Origin of the sequence: Streptomyces sp. NPDC049585, assembly GCF_040675615.1 — a bacterium.
Classification (GTDB): Bacteria; Actinomycetota; Actinomycetes; order Streptomycetales; family Streptomycetaceae; genus Streptomyces; species Streptomyces luteosporeus.
The window spans coordinates 1-17,617 of record NZ_JBFAPE010000048.1 but is presented as its reverse complement, the minus strand read 5'-3'; the positions used below and the strand labels follow the sequence as shown (position 1 = coordinate 17,617).

Here is a 17,617-nt window from a genome sequence, read left to right as displayed (position 1 = left end):
CGGGTGTCACCGGGCCGATCCGGGGAACACGCCTGAGCTCCCGGTCCGCCCCGCACCGGCGGCACCTTCGACCGGGAAGGCACCGGGAAGGAGACCTCGTGAGCACCATCGACCGGTCCCGCATTCTGGTCGGCACCTGCTCCTGGACGGACCAGGCCCTCGTGGCGAGCGGCTGGTACCCGCCGGGCGCGCGCTCCCCCGAGGGACGGCTGCGGCACTACGCGGCCCGCTTCCCCGTCGTGGAGGCCGACACCACCTACTACGGGCTGCCCGCCCCGCACATCGGCCACCAGTGGGCGCAGCGCACGCCCGCCGGCTTCACCTTCGACGTCAAGGCGTTCGCGCCCCTGACCGGCCACCCCGTACGGGCGGCCATGCTGCCCGCCGACCTGCGGCCGCCGGGACCGGTCGAACGGCGCCTCACGAGCGCCGAACTGCCGCGCGAGCTCATCGGTGAGCTGTGGCGCAGGTTCGCCGAAGGAGTGCGGCCGCTGCGGGAGGCCGGCCGGCTGGGCGCGGTGCTGGTGCAGTTCCCGCCGTGGCTGGCCCCCGGGCCGCGCGGCCGCGCACGGGTGGCCGCCTGCCGGGCGTACGCCGGTGACCTGCCGCTGGCCGTCGAGTTCCGCCACCCCGGCTGGTTCGGCCACACCGAGCTGCCGGGGACCCTGGGGCTGGTGCGGGAATGCGGCATGGCCCTGGTGGCGGTGGACACCTCCCCGCGGGTGCCCGCAGCCGTCCCGCCCGTGGCCGAGGTCACCTGCCCGGACCTCGCGGTCGTGCGGTTCCACGGCCGCTCGGCGGCCTGGGGGCGGGGCAGCAAGGAGGAGCGCTTCCGCCATGACTACACCAGCGCCGAGCTGGCCCCCTGGGCCGCACGCGTGCGGCGGCTCGCCCGCGGTGCCGCGCGGGTGCACGTGCTGTTCAACAACTGCTGCGGTCGGGCCGCCGTCACCGCCGCGGAGACCATGCGCACCCTCCTGGCGGCAACGGCGGCAACGGCGGCAACGGCGGCACCCTCACTCCCCGCGCGCAACGGCGCGGCGTCCCTGCGGCAGCAGGGCGTCGAGCGCGGCGGCGAGGGCGCCCAGCGGAGGGCGGGCGGCCGGGTCCGGCCGTAGGCAGGCGTCGATCGCCGCGGCCAGGCCGTCCGGCAGGCGCCGGTGGCTCGCCACGGGCGGTGCCGGCACGCTCAGCTGCGGGTAGCGCTCGATCAGTTCGTCCTCGCCGGGTTCCTCCTCGCCTGGTTCGCCTTCGCCTGGTTCGTCTTCGTCCGACGACTCCTCCTGCACCTCCGCGCCCTCGTCGAACGGCGTCTGTGCGGTGGCGGCCTCGTACAGCGTGACGCCGATGCCCCACACGTCGGTCGCCGCCGACAGCGGTCCGCCGCGCGCCTGCTCGGGGGCGAGGTAGCAGCGGGTGCCGACGCCGGGCTCACCGGGGCCGGGCGGGGCGGCGGTACTCAGGTCGAGGAGTTTGGCCCGGCGGCAGTCGATGACGACGTTGTCCGGCTTGATGTCCAGGTGCAGCAGGCCCTGGCCGTGCAGATAGTGCACTGCCGAGCACAGCTGCACCCCGAGCAGCGCCAGGTCGGCGGCGTCCGGCAGGGCGTCCGCGTGCTGCACCAGGTGGTCGAGCGTCTCGCCGGTGAGCGTCTCCAGGACGACGTACGGCCGCGGGTCCGCGGCGCCGGCGACCTCGTACGCGCGCACCAGGTGCGGGTGCGTGAAGTCCTTGAGCCAGCGGCCCTCGCGCAGCAGCCGTTCGCGCAGGTCGGGGTCGGCATCGCGGTCCGGGCGCAGCACCTTCACCACGCACCGGCACTCGCGCTCCCGGCTCCAGGCGTCGTACAGATCCAGCCAGCCGGTGCGGTGCAGGTGCGCGAGCGCCTCGTAGCCCGGTGCGACGAGCGCCCCGGCCGGCAGCGGACCGGCGCGGGCACTCATGCCGCGTCCCCTTCGGCCGGGGCGAGCGGCAGGCCGTCGCCCGCACCGTGCAGGCGGTGCAGCCGCCGGTAGGAGGCGCTGCGGGCGAGCAGCTCGGCATGGGTGCCGCTGTCGGCGACCCGGCCGTCCTCCAGCAGCACGATGCGGTCGGCGCTGCGCACGGTCAGCAGGTTGTGGGAGATGATGATCGTCGTGCGCCCTGCTATCAGCGCCCGCAGCGGCTGCAGGATCCGGCGGCCCGACGCGGCGTCGAGTCCGGTCGTGGGCTCGTCGAGGACGAGGACGGGCGCGTCGCGCACCATGGCCCGGGCGATCGCCAGGCGCTGGCGCTGCCCGCCCGACAGCAGCCGGCCGTGCTGGCCGACCACCGTGTCGTAGCCCTGCGGCAGGCGGCGGACGAACGCGTCGGCGTCGGCGGCCCGCGCCGCCGCGACGATCTGCGCCTCGCTCGCGCCGGGCCGGCCGTAGGCGATGTTCTCCCGGACGGTGCCGTGCAGGACCGGCGTCTCCTGCAGGAGCAGCGCGATGTTCTCCCGCAGCTCCGCCAGGCGCAGCTCGCGCACGTCGAGCCCGTCGATACGGACGGCGCCGCGCTCGGGGTCGTAGAAGCGCAGCAGCAGCTTGGCGACGGTCGACTTCCCCGCGCCGCTCGCCCCCACCAGGGCCAGCGTCTCGCCGGGTTTGGCCCGCAAGGAGACGTCGGTGAGCGCGGGCCGGGCGGCCCCCGGGTAGCGGAAGGTGACCGCGTCGAGGACCACCTCGCCACGCGCCCGCCCCAGCCGGGCGGGGAAGAGGGTCTCGGTGACCTGCGGCCGCTGGTCGAACATCTCGATGATCCGCTCGGCGGCCGCGGATGCCGCGTAGAAGGTGTTGCTCAGCCGCGCCACGCCCCGGATCGGCCCGTAGAGCCGGGTCAGCAGGGTGAGGAAGACCAGCAGCCCGCCCAGGGTGAGGCGGCCCTGGGTGAGTTCCCAGGCCCCCAGCCCCATGACGACCAGCACGCCGCCCAGCTCCAGGACGTCGACGACCGGGCCGAAGAGGGCGGCGATGCGGGCGGAGGCCATCTCGGCCCGGTACCTGCCGAGGTTCTCGGCCCCAAAGCGCTGCTGCTCGTGGCCCTCGCGCCCGTAGGCCTGGGCGAGGGCGACGTTGCCGAGGCTCTCCTCGGCGACGGCGCTGATCGTCCCGCTGCGCCGCTGCCGCTCCCGGGAGGCGTCCTTGACCAGGGCCGCGAACCAGCGGGCCGTGCCCCAGAAGAGCGGGGCGACCAGGAGCGCGACCACGGTCAGGTCCCAGCTGAGGTAGAAGAGCACGGTCAGGAAGACGGCGAGTTCCATCAGGTGGGCGATCGCGCTGACGATGCCCGAGAGCAGGAACGTCTCGACCGCCTCGACGTCGCCGGTCAGACGGGCGAGGACGTCGCCGAGCCGGCGGCGCTCGAAGAAGCCGAGGGAGAGGCCCTGCAGGTGTCGGAAGAGGTCGGCGCGCAGGGTCATCAGGAAGCGCTCGCCGACCCAGGTGGAGGTCACCTCGTCGCCGAAGCTCACCAGGCCCGCGGCCAGCGTGATCCCCACGTAGGCCAGGGCGACGGGCACGAAGAGGGCGAGGTGCCGCGGTACCAGGACGTCGTCGATGACGATCTTGAACAGCCAGACGCCGGCCGCGTCCAGCACGGGACCGGCGGCGACGAGGACGAGGAGGACCGGCAGCCAGCGGCGCCCGCCGCGGGTGTAGGGCCAGAAGCGGCGGAAGACCTCGCGCAGCGGCACCGGGGGAGCGGCCGGGACGACCGACTCCTCTTCCTGCGGGTTGGCGATGGCGGCCACGAACCGCCGCGGCGACCACACGGCGTGTGCCCCCGCCCGATCGACACGGCCGGGCCTGCGCGGCCCGGCCTGGACGGTTGCCGGATGCCGTCAGTAGCCCCCGTGCCTGCGGTGGCGACGACGGTGATCCGTCTTCTTGTGGTGGTGACTGGTCCTCTTCTTGCGCCTGTCGTCAGTGCGCTTGCGCATGCTGCCGAGGGCCGGAGTCAGGTTCGCCAGGATCCCCATGGCTTCCTCCGGATCTTTCCGGTCCCCGCACCGCGGGATTGCCGGAACGGGGATTGTTTAATCTGCCACGATTCCAGCGTAACTCGGTGCTGCGGACACCCGTCCCCGGCGCCCGGCCGACCGGCGGGCGCCGGGGCGCGGGACCCGCGCCCCCGTACATGATCGCCCGGTGCGCCACGGCGTCCTCCCTGGCGCCGATCGGTCAACTTCCTCTCATTCACAGCCAATTGCCGCATCGTTCACTCCCTCCCCCCTGTCGTCGACGGGCCCGTACCGGGACAGTCGTACCGGTCATGCGTGTGGCCCCCACACGACCCCCAGGGAGGGATCCTCATGTCCGACATCACCCGGCGCAGGCTCCTCGGCGCAGCGGCCGGCGCCGCGACGCTGTCCGCGCTGCCCCCCGGCCTCCAGCGGGCGGTGGCCGCAGGAGCCGCGCGGGGCGGCTCGCTCGCCGACGTCAAGCACGTCGTGCTGCTGATGCAGGAGAACAGATCCTTCGACCACTACTACGGCACCCTCAAGGGGGTGCGCGGCTTCGCCGACCCCGACGCCCTCACCCTGCCCGACGGCCGCAGCGTCTTCCACCAGCCCGACGCCAAGAACCCCAAGGGCTACCTGCTGCCCTTCCACCTCGACACCCACCGCACCCGCGCCCAGGCGATCCCCTCGACCGACCACTCCTGGCGCACCCAGCACGATTCGTGGAACGGCGGCAGGATGGACCGCTGGATGGCCGCCCACCGCCGCCCCGGCTCCGACGGCACCAGGGCCCCCTACGTGATGGGCTACCACACGCGCGAGGACATCCCCTTCCAGTTCGCGCTCGCGGAGGCCTTCACCATCTGCGACAACTACTTCTGCTCCGTCCTCGGCCCCACCTGGCCCAACCGCCTGTACTGGATGACCGGCACGATCGACCCCGGCGGCACCCGCGGCGGCCCCGTCATCGACAACACCGCACCCGAGCCCTACCGCTGGACCACCTACCCCGAGCGCCTGGAGAAGGCCGGCATCAGCTGGCGCGTCTACAGGGAGGAGGACGACTACGGCACGAACATGCTGGAGCAGTTCCAGCAGTTCAAGAACGCCAAGCCCGGCAACCCCCTGTACGAGCGCGGACTGCGCGCCGCTCCCGAGGGCACCTTCGAGGACGACGCCCGCAACGACCGCCTGCCGGCCGTCTCCTGGATCCTGCCCACCACCGCCTCCTGCGAGCACCCCGACTCGCTGCCCGCCGCCGGCGCGGACTTCATCGCCAAGAAACTCGAAGCGATCGCCGACAACCCCGAGGTGTGGCGCAAGACCGTCTTCATCCTCGACTTCGACGAGAACGACGGCCTCTTCGACCACGTTCCCCCGCCCGTCCCGCCGAAGGGCACCCCGGACGAATTCGTCCAGGGCCTGCCGATCGGCGGGGGCTTCCGCGTTCCCTGCCTGATCGTCTCGCCGTGGACGGTGGGTGGCTGGGCGGCCGGCGAGGCGTTCGACCACACCTCGGTGCTGCGCTTCCTCGAACGCTGGACGGGGGTGCGCGAGCCCAACATCAGCGCCTGGCGCCGGCGCACCTTCGGCGACCTGACCTCCGCCTTCGGCTTCGGTTCCGCCGCCGGCAGGCCGCCGGGCCTGCCCACCGACACCGAGGAACGGCTGCGCCAGGCCGAGTGGGACGTCGCCCACCTGCCGGCACCCGCCTTCCCCGGCGCCACCCAGCAGCCCCCACGCCAGGAACCGGGCACCCGGCCCCGTCGGTGACGCAAGGCTCGCCGCGCCGTCCGGCTCAGCGGCTCCCGGCGCGGGCGGCACCGCGCCGGGAGCCCGCCGGCCGGCGCCGCCGCGGCCGGGCGGGTACGGGCAGCCACCGGGCCGCCGCCCACGCGCCCGCACCGCACCACGCGAGCGCGAACAACCAGCCCCCCACGACATCGCTGATCCAGTGCACGCCCAGGTAGGCCCGCGTCAGACCCACCGCCACGCCCCAGCAGCCGGCCAGGACGGCCAGCGGCCACCGGGCCCGTGGCGCGCGCAGCAGGACCGCCGCGACGAGCAGCGCGGCGGTCAGGGCCGCCGTCGTCGCGTGCCCGGAGGGGAAGGACCAGTCCGCGGCGTGCGTCGCCCAGTCCCGCGCGGGCGGCCGCGCCCGTTCGACCGCGTACAGCACCGCCCGCCGCAGACCCTGCCCCGCACCCAGGAACAGCAGGCACCAGGCGGCGTACAGCAGGCGCTGCCGGGCCGTGCGCCCGGCAAGAACCCCGGCCAGGACGGCCAGCAGGTACGGCACGGCACCCGTGCCGGTGTCGGTCAGATGGCGCGCGAAGCTCACTCCCGGGCCCGGCCGGTGCCCCACGGCCCACGCCAGCACCCAGGTGTCCACCGGCAGGGGAGCACCGCCCCGGACGACGACCACAGCGGCCAGCACGGCGAAGGCGGCCACCGCCACCAGGCCGGTCACGGCCGCTGCCCGGCGATGGACGGACGTCATCGGACCCCTCCTCGGCTGATCGGCAGCACTGTAGACGACGACCGAGGACGGCCATCGGCCCCACCGGGCAGGGCCCTGCGGTCGCCTACGGCGCGGCCAGGCGCTGGACGGCCACCATGGCCGCATCGTCGCCCAGGAACCCGCCCGCATGCGCCAGCAGGTCCTCGCGCAAGTGCCGCAGCAACGCCTCCGGATGGTCCCCCGAGCGCCCCGCCAGCCGCTCGGCCAGCGGATAGAACGCCCCTGCCCCGTCCCGCGCCTCGATCACCCCGTCCGTGTACAGCAGGACGACGTCACCCGGGCCGAACGCGAAGGACTCCAGGACGAAGCCCGACCGGTCGAAGGAGGCCAGCCCCAGCGGCAGCCCCGGTTGCGCCGCCTCCAGCGCGCTCACCCGGCCCTCGCGCAGCAGCAGCGGCGGCGGGTGCCCGCAGCTGACCATGTGCAGCACCGGTGCCCCGTCCGGCACCTCCAGCACGGCCGCGGTGACGAACGCCTCGCTGCGGTCGGCCCGCTCGCGCCCCCCGAGCCCGTTCACGCCCGAGGCGAGGGCGCCCTCCAGATCCGCCACCAGGTCCGGCAGCTCCGCCTGCCGGTGCGCCGCGGCCCGGAACGCCCCCAGGACCAGTGCCGCGTCCCCCACCGCCGCCATCCCCTTGCCGCGCACGTCCCCCACGACCAGCCGCGTGCTGCCGGCCGTCCGGGCCACCGCGTACAGGTCGCCGCCGATCTGCGCCTCGGCCTCGGCGGCCAGATAGACCGACGCGATCCGCAGCGGGCCCGAGCGCCGCGGCAGCGCCCGCAGCACCACGCCCTGGGCCGCCTCCGCCACCGACCTGAGCTGCGTCATCTGCCGCTCATGCCGCTCCCGGCGGTGCGCGAAGAGGGTCACGATCGCCGAAATGAGGACCAGCGCCGTGATCTGCAGCGTGTGGTTGAGATCGGTCGCAGTGGTGCGCACCATGGCCACGACGGTCTGCGCCACCACCGCCACCAGGCCGACGAACGCCGTCAGCCGCGCCCCGCCGAACGACGCCGTGACCGCGGGCGCGGCGACCAGGAAGGGACCGAGGTGGACCTCGGGCGGCGCCAGGATGTCCACCACCGTGACGACCACGACGAGCAGGAGCGGCACCGCGACCAGGACCCGGTTCGGCCGCCGCGGCCGGCGCGGGGCCTGGGGCGGGCGGCTGGGATCCATGCCTCCTGCTTACACCACCGCGCCCCGGGCCCGGCCCGCCGCCATGCCCGCCACCGGCCTGTTCCCACCGATCAGCGCACCCGGAGCACCCGCCCGCAGCACGCCCACCGTTTCCCCACGACCGGGTGGTTTGGGCACCCGCGGACCCCGTACCGGGAGTGGCCACGGCCCACCACGGGCAGGGTGTGGTCCGTTGATCTCAATAACGGGGGAGTTGAGATGACCGACGGAACCGTCCTCTTCGCGCTGCAGCAGGACCCGCTCGCCGCCGGGTCCCACAGCGAGCAACTGCGCAGGATCCGCACGGCGGTGGAGTCCCACGGGCTCGAAGTGCGCTGGGCCCGCACCGACTCCGACGCCCGGGCGGTGCTGCGCACCGAGGCCGGCCTCGCGGCCGCCGTCGTCTCCTGGGACCTCGCCCCGGCCGGCGGCCCCGGAGCGGACGGCCCCGGCGGCGCCACCGTCCTGCGCGAGATCTCCCGCCGCTTCAAGGGCCTTCCCGTGCTGCTGGTCATGACCGACGACGCCGACGAGGACCTCGAACGCCTGCCCCTGTGGGTCGCCGAGGCGGTGGTCGGCTACGTATGGCCGCTGGAGGACACCCCGGCGTTCATCGCCGGCCGCATCGCCGGCGCGGCCCGCGCCTACCGCGAGGCCGTCCTGCCGCCCTTCTTCCGCGCCCTGCGCCGCTTCCACGACGCCCACGAGTACTCCTGGCACACCCCGGCCCACGCCGGCGGCGTCGCCTTCCTCAAGTCCCCGGTCGGCCGCGCCTTCTTCGACCACTACGGCGAGCGCCTCTTCCGCACCGACCTGTCCATCTCCGTCGAGGAACTCGGCTCCCTCTTCGAGCACACCGGCCCCGTCGGCGACGCCGAGCGCAACGCCGCCCGCATCTTCGGCGCCGAGCGCACCTACTTCGTCCTGCACGGCAACTCCACGGCCGACCGCATGGTCGGCCAGTACTGCGCCGCCGAGGACGAGATCGCCCTGATCGACCGCAACTGTCACAAGTCCGTCCTGCACGGGCTGGTCCTCTCCGGCGCCCGGCCCGTCTACCTCGTGCCCACGCGCAACGGCTACGGGCTGGCCGGACCGCTGCCCCCCGCGGGCGTCACCGCCGACGCCGTCGCCGCCCGCATCGCCGGCAACCCCCTCGCCGCGCAGGCCACCTCGCCCGCCGCCCAGTACGCCGTGGTCACCAACTCCACGTACGACGGCGTGTGCTACGACGCCGTGCGCCTCGCGCACGAACTGGCCCCCAGCACCCCGCGCCTGCACTTCGACGAGGCGTGGTTCGCCTACGCGCGCTTCCACCCCCTGTACGCCGGCCGCTACGGCATGGCCGTGGGGCCCGGCACCTTCCCCGGCCCCGAGCGGCCCACCGTCTTCACCACCCAGTCCACGCACAAGCTGCTCGCCGCGCTCTCGCAGAGCGCGATGGTCCACGTCCGAGCCGCCCCCAGGGCCCCGGTGGACCACGAGCGCTTCAACGAGGCGTTCATGATGCACGGCACCACCTCGCCGCTGTACCCCGCCATCGCCTCCCTCGACGTCGCCGCCGGCATGATGGACGGCCCCCAGGGCCACTGGCTCGTCGACGAGGCGGTCACCGAAGCCGTCCGCTTCCGCCAGGCCGTGGTGCGCACGGCACGCCGCATCGCGCAGGCACAGGACCGGCCCTCCTGGTTCTTCGGCGTCTGGCAGCCCGAGGAGGTCACCGACCCCGCCACCGGCGAGCGGTACGCCTTCGCCGACGCCCCCGCCGACCTGCTGCGCACCGAGCCCTCCTGCTGGCAGCTCGGACCGGACGCCGACTGGCACGGCTTCCCGGGCCTCGACGAGGGCTACGCCCTGCTCGACCCCGTCAAGGTCACCGTCACCTGCCCGGGCATGGACGCCACCGGCACCTGGGCCGAGCGCGGCATCCCCGCCCGCGTCCTGGTCGCCTACCTGGCGACCCGCAACATCGTGGTGGAGAAGACCGACAGCTACACCACCTTGATCCTGTTCTCCATGGGCATCACCAAGGGCAAGTGGGGCACCCTGCTGGATGCCCTGATGGACTTCAAGTCCCTCTACGACGCCGCCGAACCGCTCGAGCGCGTCCTGCCCGGCCTCGTCGAGCGCCACCCCGGCCGCTACGCCGGCGTGACGCTGGACGAGCTGTGCCGGTCCATGCACGAGCACCTGCGCCGCGCCGACCTCGTCACCCTCCTCGACCGGGCCTTCAGGGAACTGCCCGAGCCCGTCGCCGTCCCCCGCTGGTGCTACCGGCAGCTGATCCGCGAGGGCACCGAACGGGTCAGGATCGCCGACGCCGCGGGACGGGTGGCGGCCGCCATGGTGACCGTCACCCCGCCGGGCATCCCCGTGCTCATGCCCGGCGAGTCCACCGGCGATGCCGACGGGCCCCTGCTGCGCTACCTGCGCGCCCTGGAGTCCTTCGACCGGGCCTTTCCCGGCTTCGGGTGCGAGACCCACGGCGTGACGGTCGACGAGGTCAGTGGCGACTACCAGATCGAGTGCCTGCGCGAGGACAGGCTCGGCTGAGGGAAATCACACACCCCCCGTGTGCGGCAGGGCGTTTGGGGAGACCTGCGCGAGGCAGACGGAAGAGAGATCATGGAGAGCACGGGGAAGGTTCGTGCTTCTCCTCTTCACTCCTAGGGGGCGTGTGATGATACGGAACGTACTGGGCCGGAGCGCGGCGACGGTCGCGGCGACGGCACTGGCGGCGGGGGCCGTCCTCGGCGGGGCCGGCGCCGCCTCGGCCGCACCGGCCGAGGCGACACCGACCTGCGGCGTCGCGGGTCTGAAGGCCTCGCTGTCGGACGCCGGCCACCAGGTCGGCATGTCCCACGAGGGCACCGTCCTGAAGCTCACCAACACCAGCGGGCGCACCTGCGCGCTGCGCGGCTACCCCGGCCTGGGGCTGGAGGACGCGGCACACAAGACGCTGACCAGCCAGACCCGTTGGGGCAGCACCTACTTCGTGAACGACCCGGGCAAGCGCACCCTGTTCCTGAAGCCGGGCGGTTCCGCGGAGGCCGCGCTGGCCTGGGCGCACGCCACCGCACCGGTCATGGTCCAGGCTTCCTACCTGCAGATCACCCCGCCGGCTTCGACCGAGCATCTGACCGTGCCGTTCGACAAGCTGGTGACCAACGGTGACCTGTCCGTGACCGCCTTCGCCGAGCACATCGACGTGCAGTAGCCGCGCCGAGGCCGCACAGCGGTCAGAACAGGGCCGCCTGACCGTCGCCGGAGGCCGCCGGCAGGGCGCACTCGTGCGCCAGCAGGGCGCGCTTGCGCTCGATGCCGCCGCCGTAGCCGGTCAGGCTGCCGTCCGCGCCGACGACGCGGTGGCAGGGCACGACGATCCCAAGAGGGTTCCGGCCGTTGGCCAGACCGACGGCCCGGGATCCCGTCGGCTGTCCGATGTGCTGGGCGAGCTCGCCGTACGTCCATGTCCGTCCGTACGGGATCTCGCGCAGCGCCGCCCAGACGCGTTGCTGGAAGTCGGTGCCGTGCAGCAGCAGCGGCAGGTCGAATTCCCGGCGCTCGCCCGCGAAGTACTCCTGCAGCTGCCGCACCGTCTCGGCGAACGGCTCACCGGCGGCGTCCGGCAGCTGCAGGCCGAAGCGTTCCACCGGCGGGCGGTGCCGCTGGTCCTCCATGTACAGACCGACCAGGTGCCGGCCCTCGGCCACCAGGGTCAGCGGCCCGTACGGGCTGTCGACGACGGTGTGGGTGCGCTGGACTGCCGCGGTCATCGGTGGGCTGCTCCTCGGTCGTCGGTACGGGCCGGCGCGGCGACGACGTCCGCCGTCGGCATGTGGTTGACGGGGTGCTCCCCGGTCGCCCACAGGTGCTGGACGGCGTACGCGCGCCACGGCCGCCACGCCGCGGCGCGGCGGGTCAGCGCGGCCGGCGTCGTGGGCAGGCCCAGGCCTGCCGCGGCGAGCCGTACGCCGAGGTCGGTCGGGGTGAACGCGTCGGGGTCGCCCAGGGCGCGCATGGCGATCGTCTCCACGGTCCATGGTCCCACTCCCGGCAGGTCCGACAGCACCTGCCGGGCCCGCTGCCAGTCGCTGCCCGCCGCCAGGTCCAGCCGCCCGGCCGCCAGCACCTCGACCAGGCCGGCCAGGGCCTCGCGGCGCTTGCGGGGGAAGGCGACGGTGGCCGGATCGAGGCCGGTGAGGGCATCGGGAGCGGGAAAGAGATGGGTCAGCCCGCCGCCGGGGTCGGCGACCGGTGTGCCGTGGGCGGCCACGAGCCGCCCGGCGTGGGTCCGGGCCGCCGCCGTGGAGACCTGCTGGCCGAGCAGCGCCCGCACGGCGAACTCCGCACCGTCCACCGCGCCCGGCACCCGGCGGCCGGGCGCCTTGCGTATCAGGGGCGCGAGGACCGCGTCGCCGCCGAGCAGTTCGTCGACGGCCTCGGGGTCGGCGTCCAGGTCCAACAGCCGCCGGCAGCGGTGGATGGCCGTGGTCAGGTCGCGCAGGTCGGACAGGGACAGCCGGCACTGGATGTACGAGCCGGGGCCCGGCCGCAGTTCGGCGATGCCGTGCCCGTGCGGCAGGCGCAGGGTGCGGCGGTAGGCGCCCGCGCGCCACTCCTCCACGCCCGGCACGGCCGTGGCGACCAGGTGCCCGAAGAGGTTGTCGGGGCACAACGGAGCCCGGTAGGGCAGCCGCAGGCACAGCTGACCGGCAGCGTGCTCGGGGCGGCTGCGCCGGCGCAGCTCGGTGGGGGAGAGGGCGAAGACCTCGCGGACGGTGTCGTTGAAGGAGCGCACGGAGGCGAAGCCGGCGGCGAAGGCCACGTCCGCCATGGGCAGGGTGCTGGTCTCGATCAGAAGGCGGGCCGCCTGGGCGCGCTGGGCCCGGGCCAGGGCGAGGGGGCCGGCCCCCACCTCGGCCCGCAGCCGGCGCTCGATCTGCCGGGTGCTGTAGCCGAGCCGGGTGGCCAGCCCGTCGACCCCTTCACGGTCGACCACGCCGTCGCCGATGAGCCGCATGGCCCGGGCCACGAGGTCGGCGCGCTCGTTCCACTGCGGTGAGCCGGGGGTGGCGTCGGGCCGGCAGCGCTTGCAGGCCCGGAACCCCGCCTGCTGGGCGGCGGCCGCGCTGGGGTGGAAGGTCATGTTCTGTGGTCTGGGCGGCACCACCGGGCAACTGGGCCGGCAGTAGATACCGGTCGTCAGCACCGCGGTGAAGAACCAGCCGTCGAACCGCGCGTCCTTGGACTGCACGGCTCGGACGCATCGCTCCCTGTCTTCATGCACCCGCTCAGCATGACGGCAGGCAGACGCGGTGGCTGGCGGATTTCCGACATCACCCTCGGGCCGCGGCGGCCGCCCCGGCCCCGGGCCGGGGCGGGCATTCTCGGCCTGTCTTGTTCTGTACATGCCTGTCTCTGCCTGCTGGTATGGACCGCGCCCGGCACGCTCCTGCACTCCGATGGGAGGACTCCCGTGCTCAGATCCGCACTGATCGCCGGCGCCACGACGGCGCTCCTGGCCGCATCGTTCGCGCCACAGGCCGCCGCTGCCCAGGGCCCGCCGCCGCCCGACAGGATCGTCATCGACGTCGTGGCCGTCAACGGATCCGGCTGCCCCGCCGGCACCGCCGCCGTGGCCGTCGCACCCGACAACACCGCCTTCACCATCACCTACAGCAACTACCTCGCCCAGGTCGGCATCGGCGCCAAGCCCACCGACTTCCGCAAGAACTGCCAGCTGGGCCTGAACGTCCACGTCCCGCAGGGCTTCACCTACGCCATCTCCCGCGCCGACTACCGCGGCTTCGCCCACCTGGAGCGCGGCGCCACCGGCATGGAGCGGGCCGGCTACTACTTCCAGGGCTCCCCGCAGACCACCGCGGTCAGCCACCGCTTCGGCGGCCCGGTCACCGACAACTGGCAGACCTCCGACGTCACCGACGTCGACGCCCTCGTCTACGCGCCCTGCGGCGTCCAGCGCATCCTCAACGTCAACACCGAACTGCGCGTCGGCGCCGGCACCTCCGACCCCTCGACGACCAACAGCTTCATGGCGATGGACTCCACCGACGGCAGCGTCAACACCCTCTACCACTTCGCCTGGAAGGAATGTCCCTGACCGGGTGCAGGGTCCGTACCCGGGGCCCGTACCGGATCGCTCACGTCCGCTGCCGGCCCGGGCGGGCCCCGGTCCGTGGGAGGGATGAGACATGCTCGCACCGGTGCTGACCGCGGCAGCGGTCACGGCGCTGCTGGCCACGCCACTGGCGCGGCCCGCGGGCTGGGAGGGCACCCCGCCGCCCGACAAGATCGTCATCGACGTCGTGGCCGTCAACGGGTCGGGCTGCCCGGCCGGTTCGGCCAACGTCAACGTCTCGCCGGACAACACGGCCTTCACCGTCTCCTACAGCAACTACGTCGCCCAGGTCGGAGTGGGCGCCAAACCGACGGACTTCCGCAAGAACTGCCAGCTCAGCCTGAACGTCCACGTGCCCCAGGGCTTCACCTACGCCGTCGCCCGCGCCGACTACCGCGGCTTCGCCCACCTGGAGAAGGGCGCCACCGGACTGGAGCGCGCCTCGTACTACTTCCAGGGCATGCAGCAGACGTCCTATGTGAACCACCCCTTCACCGGCCCGCTGAACGACAACTGGCAGACCTCCGACACCACCGACATCGACGCCCTCGTCTACGCGCCCTGCGGCGCCCTGCGCAACTTCAACATCAACACCGAGCTCCGCGTCGACGCCGGCACGTCCGACCCCACGAAGACCACCAGCCTGCTGGCGATGGACTCCGCGGACGGCAACATCAACACGCTCTACCACTTCGCCTGGAAGCCGTGCCCCAAGCCATGAGCAGCACGGTCGTGACGCACCCGGGCACACAGCCCGGGTGCGTTATGTTGAGCCGCACAGGCGATAAGGAGACACACCGGTGCGACCAGGGCAACAGGAGCGTGCACAGGCCTCGGCGATCACTCCCGGCAGGCCCCCCGCGGTGGCGGAGCCGGCCCCGGCGGAGAGGCTCCGCGCCCTCTTCGGCGACCACCGGCTCTCGCCCGGACAGCGCCGCATCGCGCAGTACATCACCGACCACCTCACCGAGGCGGCGTTCCTGACCATCACCGACCTCGCCGAGCGGGTCGGGGTCAGCCAGCCGTCGGTGACCCGGTTCGCCTGCTCGCTGGGGTTCACCGGCTACCCCGCGCTGCGCGAGGCCCTGCAGCCCATCGCCATCGGCGCCCTCGCCGGCGCACCGGGACCGGAACAGACGCAGGCCCGGCCGAACGAGCTGCAGGCGGCCGTCGACGCCGAGATCGCCAACCTGGAGGCCCTGCGCCGGCTCTTCGCCGGTACCGACCGCGTCCTGGAGGTCGGCCGCGAACTGGCCACCTCCGTGCCCCTGACCGTCATGGGCCTGCGCATCTCCGTCTCGCTCGCCGAGTACTTCGCCTACGCCGCCCAGCGCATCCACCCCGACGTCCGCCTGGTCTCCCGCGGCGGCAGCGTGGCCCACGACGCCCTCCTGCAGGCCCGCGAGGCCGGCGGCACCTGGGTCCTGGCCTTCGCCATGCCCCGGCACGCCAAGGAGACCCTCGCCGTCCTGCGCTCGGCGCGCAGTACCGGCCTGCGCGTCGCCCTGATCACGGACGTGGCCCTGGGCCCCCTGGTGGAGGCGGCCGACGTCGTCTTCACCGCGGGCACCGGCTCCCGCCTGATCTTCGACTCCTACGCCGCCCCCGGCGTCCTGTCGGCGGCCCTGCTGCAGGCCATGGCCGACGCCGACCCGGAGCGCACCCAGCTACGGCTGGAGAAGTACGAGCAGGCCGCCGAGCAGCACGACTTCTTCCTCGAGGACTGACCCCGCCCCACCGCACCGGGCGGGGTTCTTCCGGCCTCCGCGGGGAATGAAAATTTTCTTACCCTTGCGTACTTGGCAGTAAATATATTTACTATCCCTGCCCCCGGACCGACCGCGCCGGAGCGGGATCCCGGGGCGGACACCATGGACGACCCCCTCCTCGTCGGCCCGACGGTGTTCCCTTCCGGGCGTTCCGCTCCCCTCGGATCGCCCACGGCGGCCCCGGTCTCCCCCTGGACCGGGGCCTCCGGCACCGCCACGCGCTGCACGCTGCGCCTGGTCAGCGCCGCACATAGCAGCGCGTGGTGGTGCCTCCGGGATGCGTGTGCGTGCGCACCAGGTCGCTCAGGCAGTGCACCAGCAGCAGCCCGCGCCCGCCCGGCCGGTCGACCGGCGGCGGACGGCGCCCCGCCAGCGGGTCGCCCACGAAGCCCCGGTCCGTCACCTCCCACACCACGTACCCGTCCTCACCCCAGACCTCCACCGTCCCGCTGCCCCCGCCGTGCACCACGCTGTTCGTCGTCAGCTCCGCGACGGCCAGTGCCAGGTCCTCCAGCCGCGCCCCGGCCAGCCCCAGGGCCCGCGCCCGTCCCGTCACGAAGTGCCGGGCCTGGGGCAGGGTCTCCCCGTCGAAGCCGAAACGGTCCGGCGGCCGGTCCGGCGGCACCAGGGGCCGGTTGTACAGGGCGACCACCTTGTCCGGGGCGAAGAGAGGACTCGGCACCGACCGCCCGTCCCGGATGACCACCGGATGCGTGGCGTACGCATCGGCCAGCGCCCGGGCATCCAGCTCCGACACGTCGTACGGGCACACGATCGTCACCCGCCGGCCGGCGAAGGCATGGTTGATCAACGCCTCGTGCTGCGCGCACGCCGGATACTCGGCGGCCGAGCGCCCCGACCAGACCGGCTCGCCGATGATGCGCACATGCTCCTGCGGATGGGCGTCGGCGAACGCCCGCAGCACGCGCGGGATGATCCGGCCCGGATTGCGGCCGGCCTCCTCCATGTCGACGAAGTGCACCGCCCCGCCCGCCTCGCCCAGCTCCTCGCGCAACAGCGCGAGCCGGTCGGCCGGCACCGCCACCGCCACCGGCTCCCCGGCGGCCAGGCCGTCCCGGACGAACGAGGTGGTGGCCGCCACGTACTCGGACCGGTCCCGGTAGAACAGTGCCGGGTGGACGAACGGCTCCCCCTCGGCGCTCACCGTGCTCACACTGTCACCTCGATCGCTGCCAGGTCGGACCAGAACGTCTCCAGGACACGGCGCAGCGACGGCGGCGGCCGGTCGACGACCAGGCGCCGGCCCGCCCCCAGCCGCTGGGCGGCCAGGGCCAGGGTGGTGGCGCCGAAGACGTCGACGAAGGTCAGCGCGGACAGCTCCAGGTGGATCTCGTTCCCACCGGCCGGCAGCGAGGCCAGCGCCCCCTCCCAGGCCGGGCGGGTGCGCAGGCTGACCTCGCCCGCTATCCGCAGCCCCGGCGGCTCGCCCAGGGGGCGCACCACCAGGGCGGCCCCGACTGCCGGCCCGATGGCCGCGTGCGGCCCCCGGGGGAACTCTGCATGTGCCATGCCCACCCCTCACGGATACCGGACAGCCGTGGGCAGTATTCCGCACCGGGCGGGGGGTTCACACGTGCGAGAGGCCGGCCCCCGGCAAAAGGGGACCGGCCTCTCGGCGGTACGGGGCGGCCACGGCTGGGGCGCGTCCGGCGACCGGTGCCCCTTCGGGGCACTGCGTGATCCGCCGGCCGCGCCCAGGGCGTGCCCGGCGGATCGTCGTCACGCGCCACCACGGCGCCCCGTAGGGGCGCGGGGCTGTGTCGATGTGCGGCTGCCGCCGCGTGGGCGCGACAAGCCACGACGTGCCCGCAGTCGCCCCCCGGGGTGGCGTGCCGGCTGCGGGCCGTCGCTGGCTGATCGCGCAGTTCCCCGCGCCCCTACGGGGCACCGCACGATCCGCCGGACACGCGCTAGGTGTGTTGTTCGGCGAGGTTGGTTCCGCGGCTGGCGGGTGTGTGGCCGCCGATGCCGGTGTGGGGTCGGTGGTAGTTGTACCAGTGCAGCC

Annotated in this window: 15 protein-coding genes; 7 read left to right on the top strand and 8 right to left on the bottom strand. The window is 73.9% G+C overall.

Annotated features, from left to right (window positions below; all coding sequences use genetic code 11):
* The first annotated feature begins 98 nt into the window (after positions 1 to 98).
* Positions 99 to 1,118, top strand: a complete 1,020-nt coding sequence (locus tag AB0K17_RS28885; RefSeq protein ID WP_365984787.1) for a DUF72 domain-containing protein — start codon at positions 99 to 101, stop codon at positions 1,116 to 1,118.
* Here the strand turns inward: AB0K17_RS28885 and AB0K17_RS28880 are convergent.
* A complete protein-coding gene (locus AB0K17_RS28880) occupies positions 1,017 to 1,943 on the bottom strand; it encodes a serine/threonine-protein kinase (protein ID WP_365984786.1) in 927 nt (308 codons plus the stop codon). The two genes, AB0K17_RS28885 and AB0K17_RS28880, sit on opposite strands and share 102 nt — an antisense overlap.
* Entirely contained in the window at positions 1,940 to 3,769 is a 1,830-nt protein-coding gene (locus AB0K17_RS28875; RefSeq protein ID WP_365984785.1) for an ABC transporter ATP-binding protein, read from the bottom strand. The genes AB0K17_RS28880 and AB0K17_RS28875 overlap by 4 nt, the downstream gene beginning before the upstream one ends.
* 561 nt (positions 3,770 to 4,330) lie before the next feature.
* Between AB0K17_RS28875 and AB0K17_RS28870 the strand changes: the two genes are divergently transcribed.
* Positions 4,331 to 5,752, top strand: a complete 1,422-nt coding sequence (locus AB0K17_RS28870; protein ID WP_365968680.1) for an alkaline phosphatase family protein — start codon at positions 4,331 to 4,333, stop codon at positions 5,750 to 5,752.
* A gap of 25 nt (positions 5,753 to 5,777) precedes the next feature.
* On the opposite strand, the gene AB0K17_RS28865 is transcribed toward AB0K17_RS28870, so the two are convergent.
* Both AB0K17_RS28865 and AB0K17_RS28860 read right to left on the bottom strand, forming a co-directional pair.
* The gene (locus AB0K17_RS28865; protein WP_365984784.1) at positions 5,778 to 6,479 is read right to left on the bottom strand and encodes a phosphatase PAP2 family protein; all 702 of its coding nucleotides are present in this window, start codon (positions 6,477 to 6,479) and stop codon (positions 5,778 to 5,780) included.
* Between the two features lie 85 nt (positions 6,480 to 6,564).
* Complete coding sequence (locus tag AB0K17_RS28860) at positions 6,565 to 7,680, bottom strand: PP2C family protein-serine/threonine phosphatase (RefSeq protein WP_365984783.1); 1,116 nt, start codon at positions 7,678 to 7,680, stop codon at positions 6,565 to 6,567.
* 219 nt (positions 7,681 to 7,899) lie between these two features.
* Between AB0K17_RS28860 and AB0K17_RS28855 the strand changes: the two genes are divergently transcribed.
* Both AB0K17_RS28855 and AB0K17_RS28850 read left to right on the top strand, forming a co-directional pair.
* Positions 7,900 to 10,233 (top strand): Orn/Lys/Arg decarboxylase N-terminal domain-containing protein, encoded by a 2,334-nt coding sequence (locus tag AB0K17_RS28855; RefSeq protein WP_365984782.1) that lies wholly within the window; start codon positions 7,900 to 7,902, stop codon positions 10,231 to 10,233.
* A 127-nt stretch (positions 10,234 to 10,360) separates the two neighbouring features.
* Entirely contained in the window at positions 10,361 to 10,897 is a 537-nt protein-coding gene (locus tag AB0K17_RS28850; protein WP_365984781.1) for a DUF4232 domain-containing protein, read from the top strand.
* A 22-nt stretch (positions 10,898 to 10,919) separates the two neighbouring features.
* Here the strand turns inward: AB0K17_RS28850 and AB0K17_RS28845 are convergent, their stop codons facing one another.
* Both AB0K17_RS28845 and AB0K17_RS28840 read right to left on the bottom strand, forming a co-directional pair.
* Positions 10,920 to 11,456 carry a methylated-DNA--[protein]-cysteine S-methyltransferase gene (locus AB0K17_RS28845; RefSeq protein WP_365984780.1) on the bottom strand — a complete coding sequence of 179 codons (537 nt, stop codon included), beginning with the start codon at positions 11,454 to 11,456 and terminating at the stop codon, positions 10,920 to 10,922.
* Positions 11,453 to 12,970, bottom strand: a complete 1,518-nt coding sequence (locus AB0K17_RS28840; RefSeq protein ID WP_365984779.1) for an AlkA N-terminal domain-containing protein — start codon at positions 12,968 to 12,970, stop codon at positions 11,453 to 11,455. Before AB0K17_RS28840 ends, AB0K17_RS28845 begins: the two co-directional genes overlap by 4 nt.
* 189 nt (positions 12,971 to 13,159) lie before the next feature.
* Between AB0K17_RS28840 and AB0K17_RS28835 the strand changes: the two genes are divergently transcribed.
* The 3 genes from AB0K17_RS28835 to AB0K17_RS28825 all read left to right on the top strand — a co-directional run bounded on the left by AB0K17_RS28835 (position 13,160) and on the right by AB0K17_RS28825 (position 15,549).
* On the top strand, positions 13,160 to 13,804 hold the full coding sequence (locus tag AB0K17_RS28835; protein WP_365968673.1) for a DUF4360 domain-containing protein: 645 nt from the start codon (positions 13,160 to 13,162) through the stop codon (positions 13,802 to 13,804).
* A gap of 91 nt (positions 13,805 to 13,895) precedes the next feature.
* Entirely contained in the window at positions 13,896 to 14,543 is a 648-nt protein-coding gene (locus AB0K17_RS28830; protein WP_365968672.1) for a DUF4360 domain-containing protein, read from the top strand.
* Positions 14,544 to 14,622: 79 nt separating this feature from the next.
* Positions 14,623 to 15,549: a MurR/RpiR family transcriptional regulator gene (locus AB0K17_RS28825; protein WP_365968671.1), complete on the top strand. Its 927-nt coding sequence runs from the start codon at positions 14,623 to 14,625 to the stop codon at positions 15,547 to 15,549.
* Positions 15,550 to 15,829: 280 nt separating this feature from the next.
* On the opposite strand, the gene AB0K17_RS28820 is transcribed toward AB0K17_RS28825, so the two are convergent.
* Together AB0K17_RS28820 and AB0K17_RS28815 are read right to left on the bottom strand one after the other, a co-directional pair.
* Positions 15,830 to 16,765: a sensor histidine kinase gene (locus AB0K17_RS28820; protein ID WP_365968670.1), complete on the bottom strand. Its 936-nt coding sequence runs from the start codon at positions 16,763 to 16,765 to the stop codon at positions 15,830 to 15,832.
* Positions 16,762 to 17,121 carry an STAS domain-containing protein gene (locus AB0K17_RS28815; protein WP_365968669.1) on the bottom strand — a complete coding sequence of 120 codons (360 nt, stop codon included), beginning with the start codon at positions 17,119 to 17,121 and terminating at the stop codon, positions 16,762 to 16,764. Before AB0K17_RS28815 ends, AB0K17_RS28820 begins: the two co-directional genes overlap by 4 nt.
* Positions 17,122 to 17,617: the final 496 nt, after the last annotated feature.

What these genes read in the sequence shown, in the direction of transcription:
- AB0K17_RS28845 (WP_365984780.1), bottom strand. Translation starts at nt 11,456, where the DNA reads ATGACCGCGGCAGTCCAGCGCACCCACACCGTCGTCGACAGCCCGTAC.
- AB0K17_RS28815 (WP_365968669.1), bottom strand. Translation starts at nt 17,121, where the DNA reads ATGGCACATGCAGAGTTCCCCCGGGGGCCGCACGCGGCCATCGGGCCG.
- AB0K17_RS28870 (WP_365968680.1), top strand. Translation starts at nt 4,331, where the DNA reads ATGTCCGACATCACCCGGCGCAGGCTCCTCGGCGCAGCGGCCGGCGCC.
- AB0K17_RS28860 (WP_365984783.1), bottom strand. Translation starts at nt 7,680, where the DNA reads ATGGATCCCAGCCGCCCGCCCCAGGCCCCGCGCCGGCCGCGGCGGCCG.
- AB0K17_RS28830 (WP_365968672.1), top strand. Translation starts at nt 13,896, where the DNA reads ATGCTCGCACCGGTGCTGACCGCGGCAGCGGTCACGGCGCTGCTGGCC.
- AB0K17_RS28855 (WP_365984782.1), top strand. Translation starts at nt 7,900, where the DNA reads ATGACCGACGGAACCGTCCTCTTCGCGCTGCAGCAGGACCCGCTCGCC.
- AB0K17_RS28880 (WP_365984786.1), bottom strand. Translation starts at nt 1,943, where the DNA reads ATGAGTGCCCGCGCCGGTCCGCTGCCGGCCGGGGCGCTCGTCGCACCG.
- AB0K17_RS28865 (WP_365984784.1), bottom strand. Translation starts at nt 6,479, where the DNA reads ATGACGTCCGTCCATCGCCGGGCAGCGGCCGTGACCGGCCTGGTGGCG.
- AB0K17_RS28850 (WP_365984781.1), top strand. Translation starts at nt 10,361, where the DNA reads ATGATACGGAACGTACTGGGCCGGAGCGCGGCGACGGTCGCGGCGACG.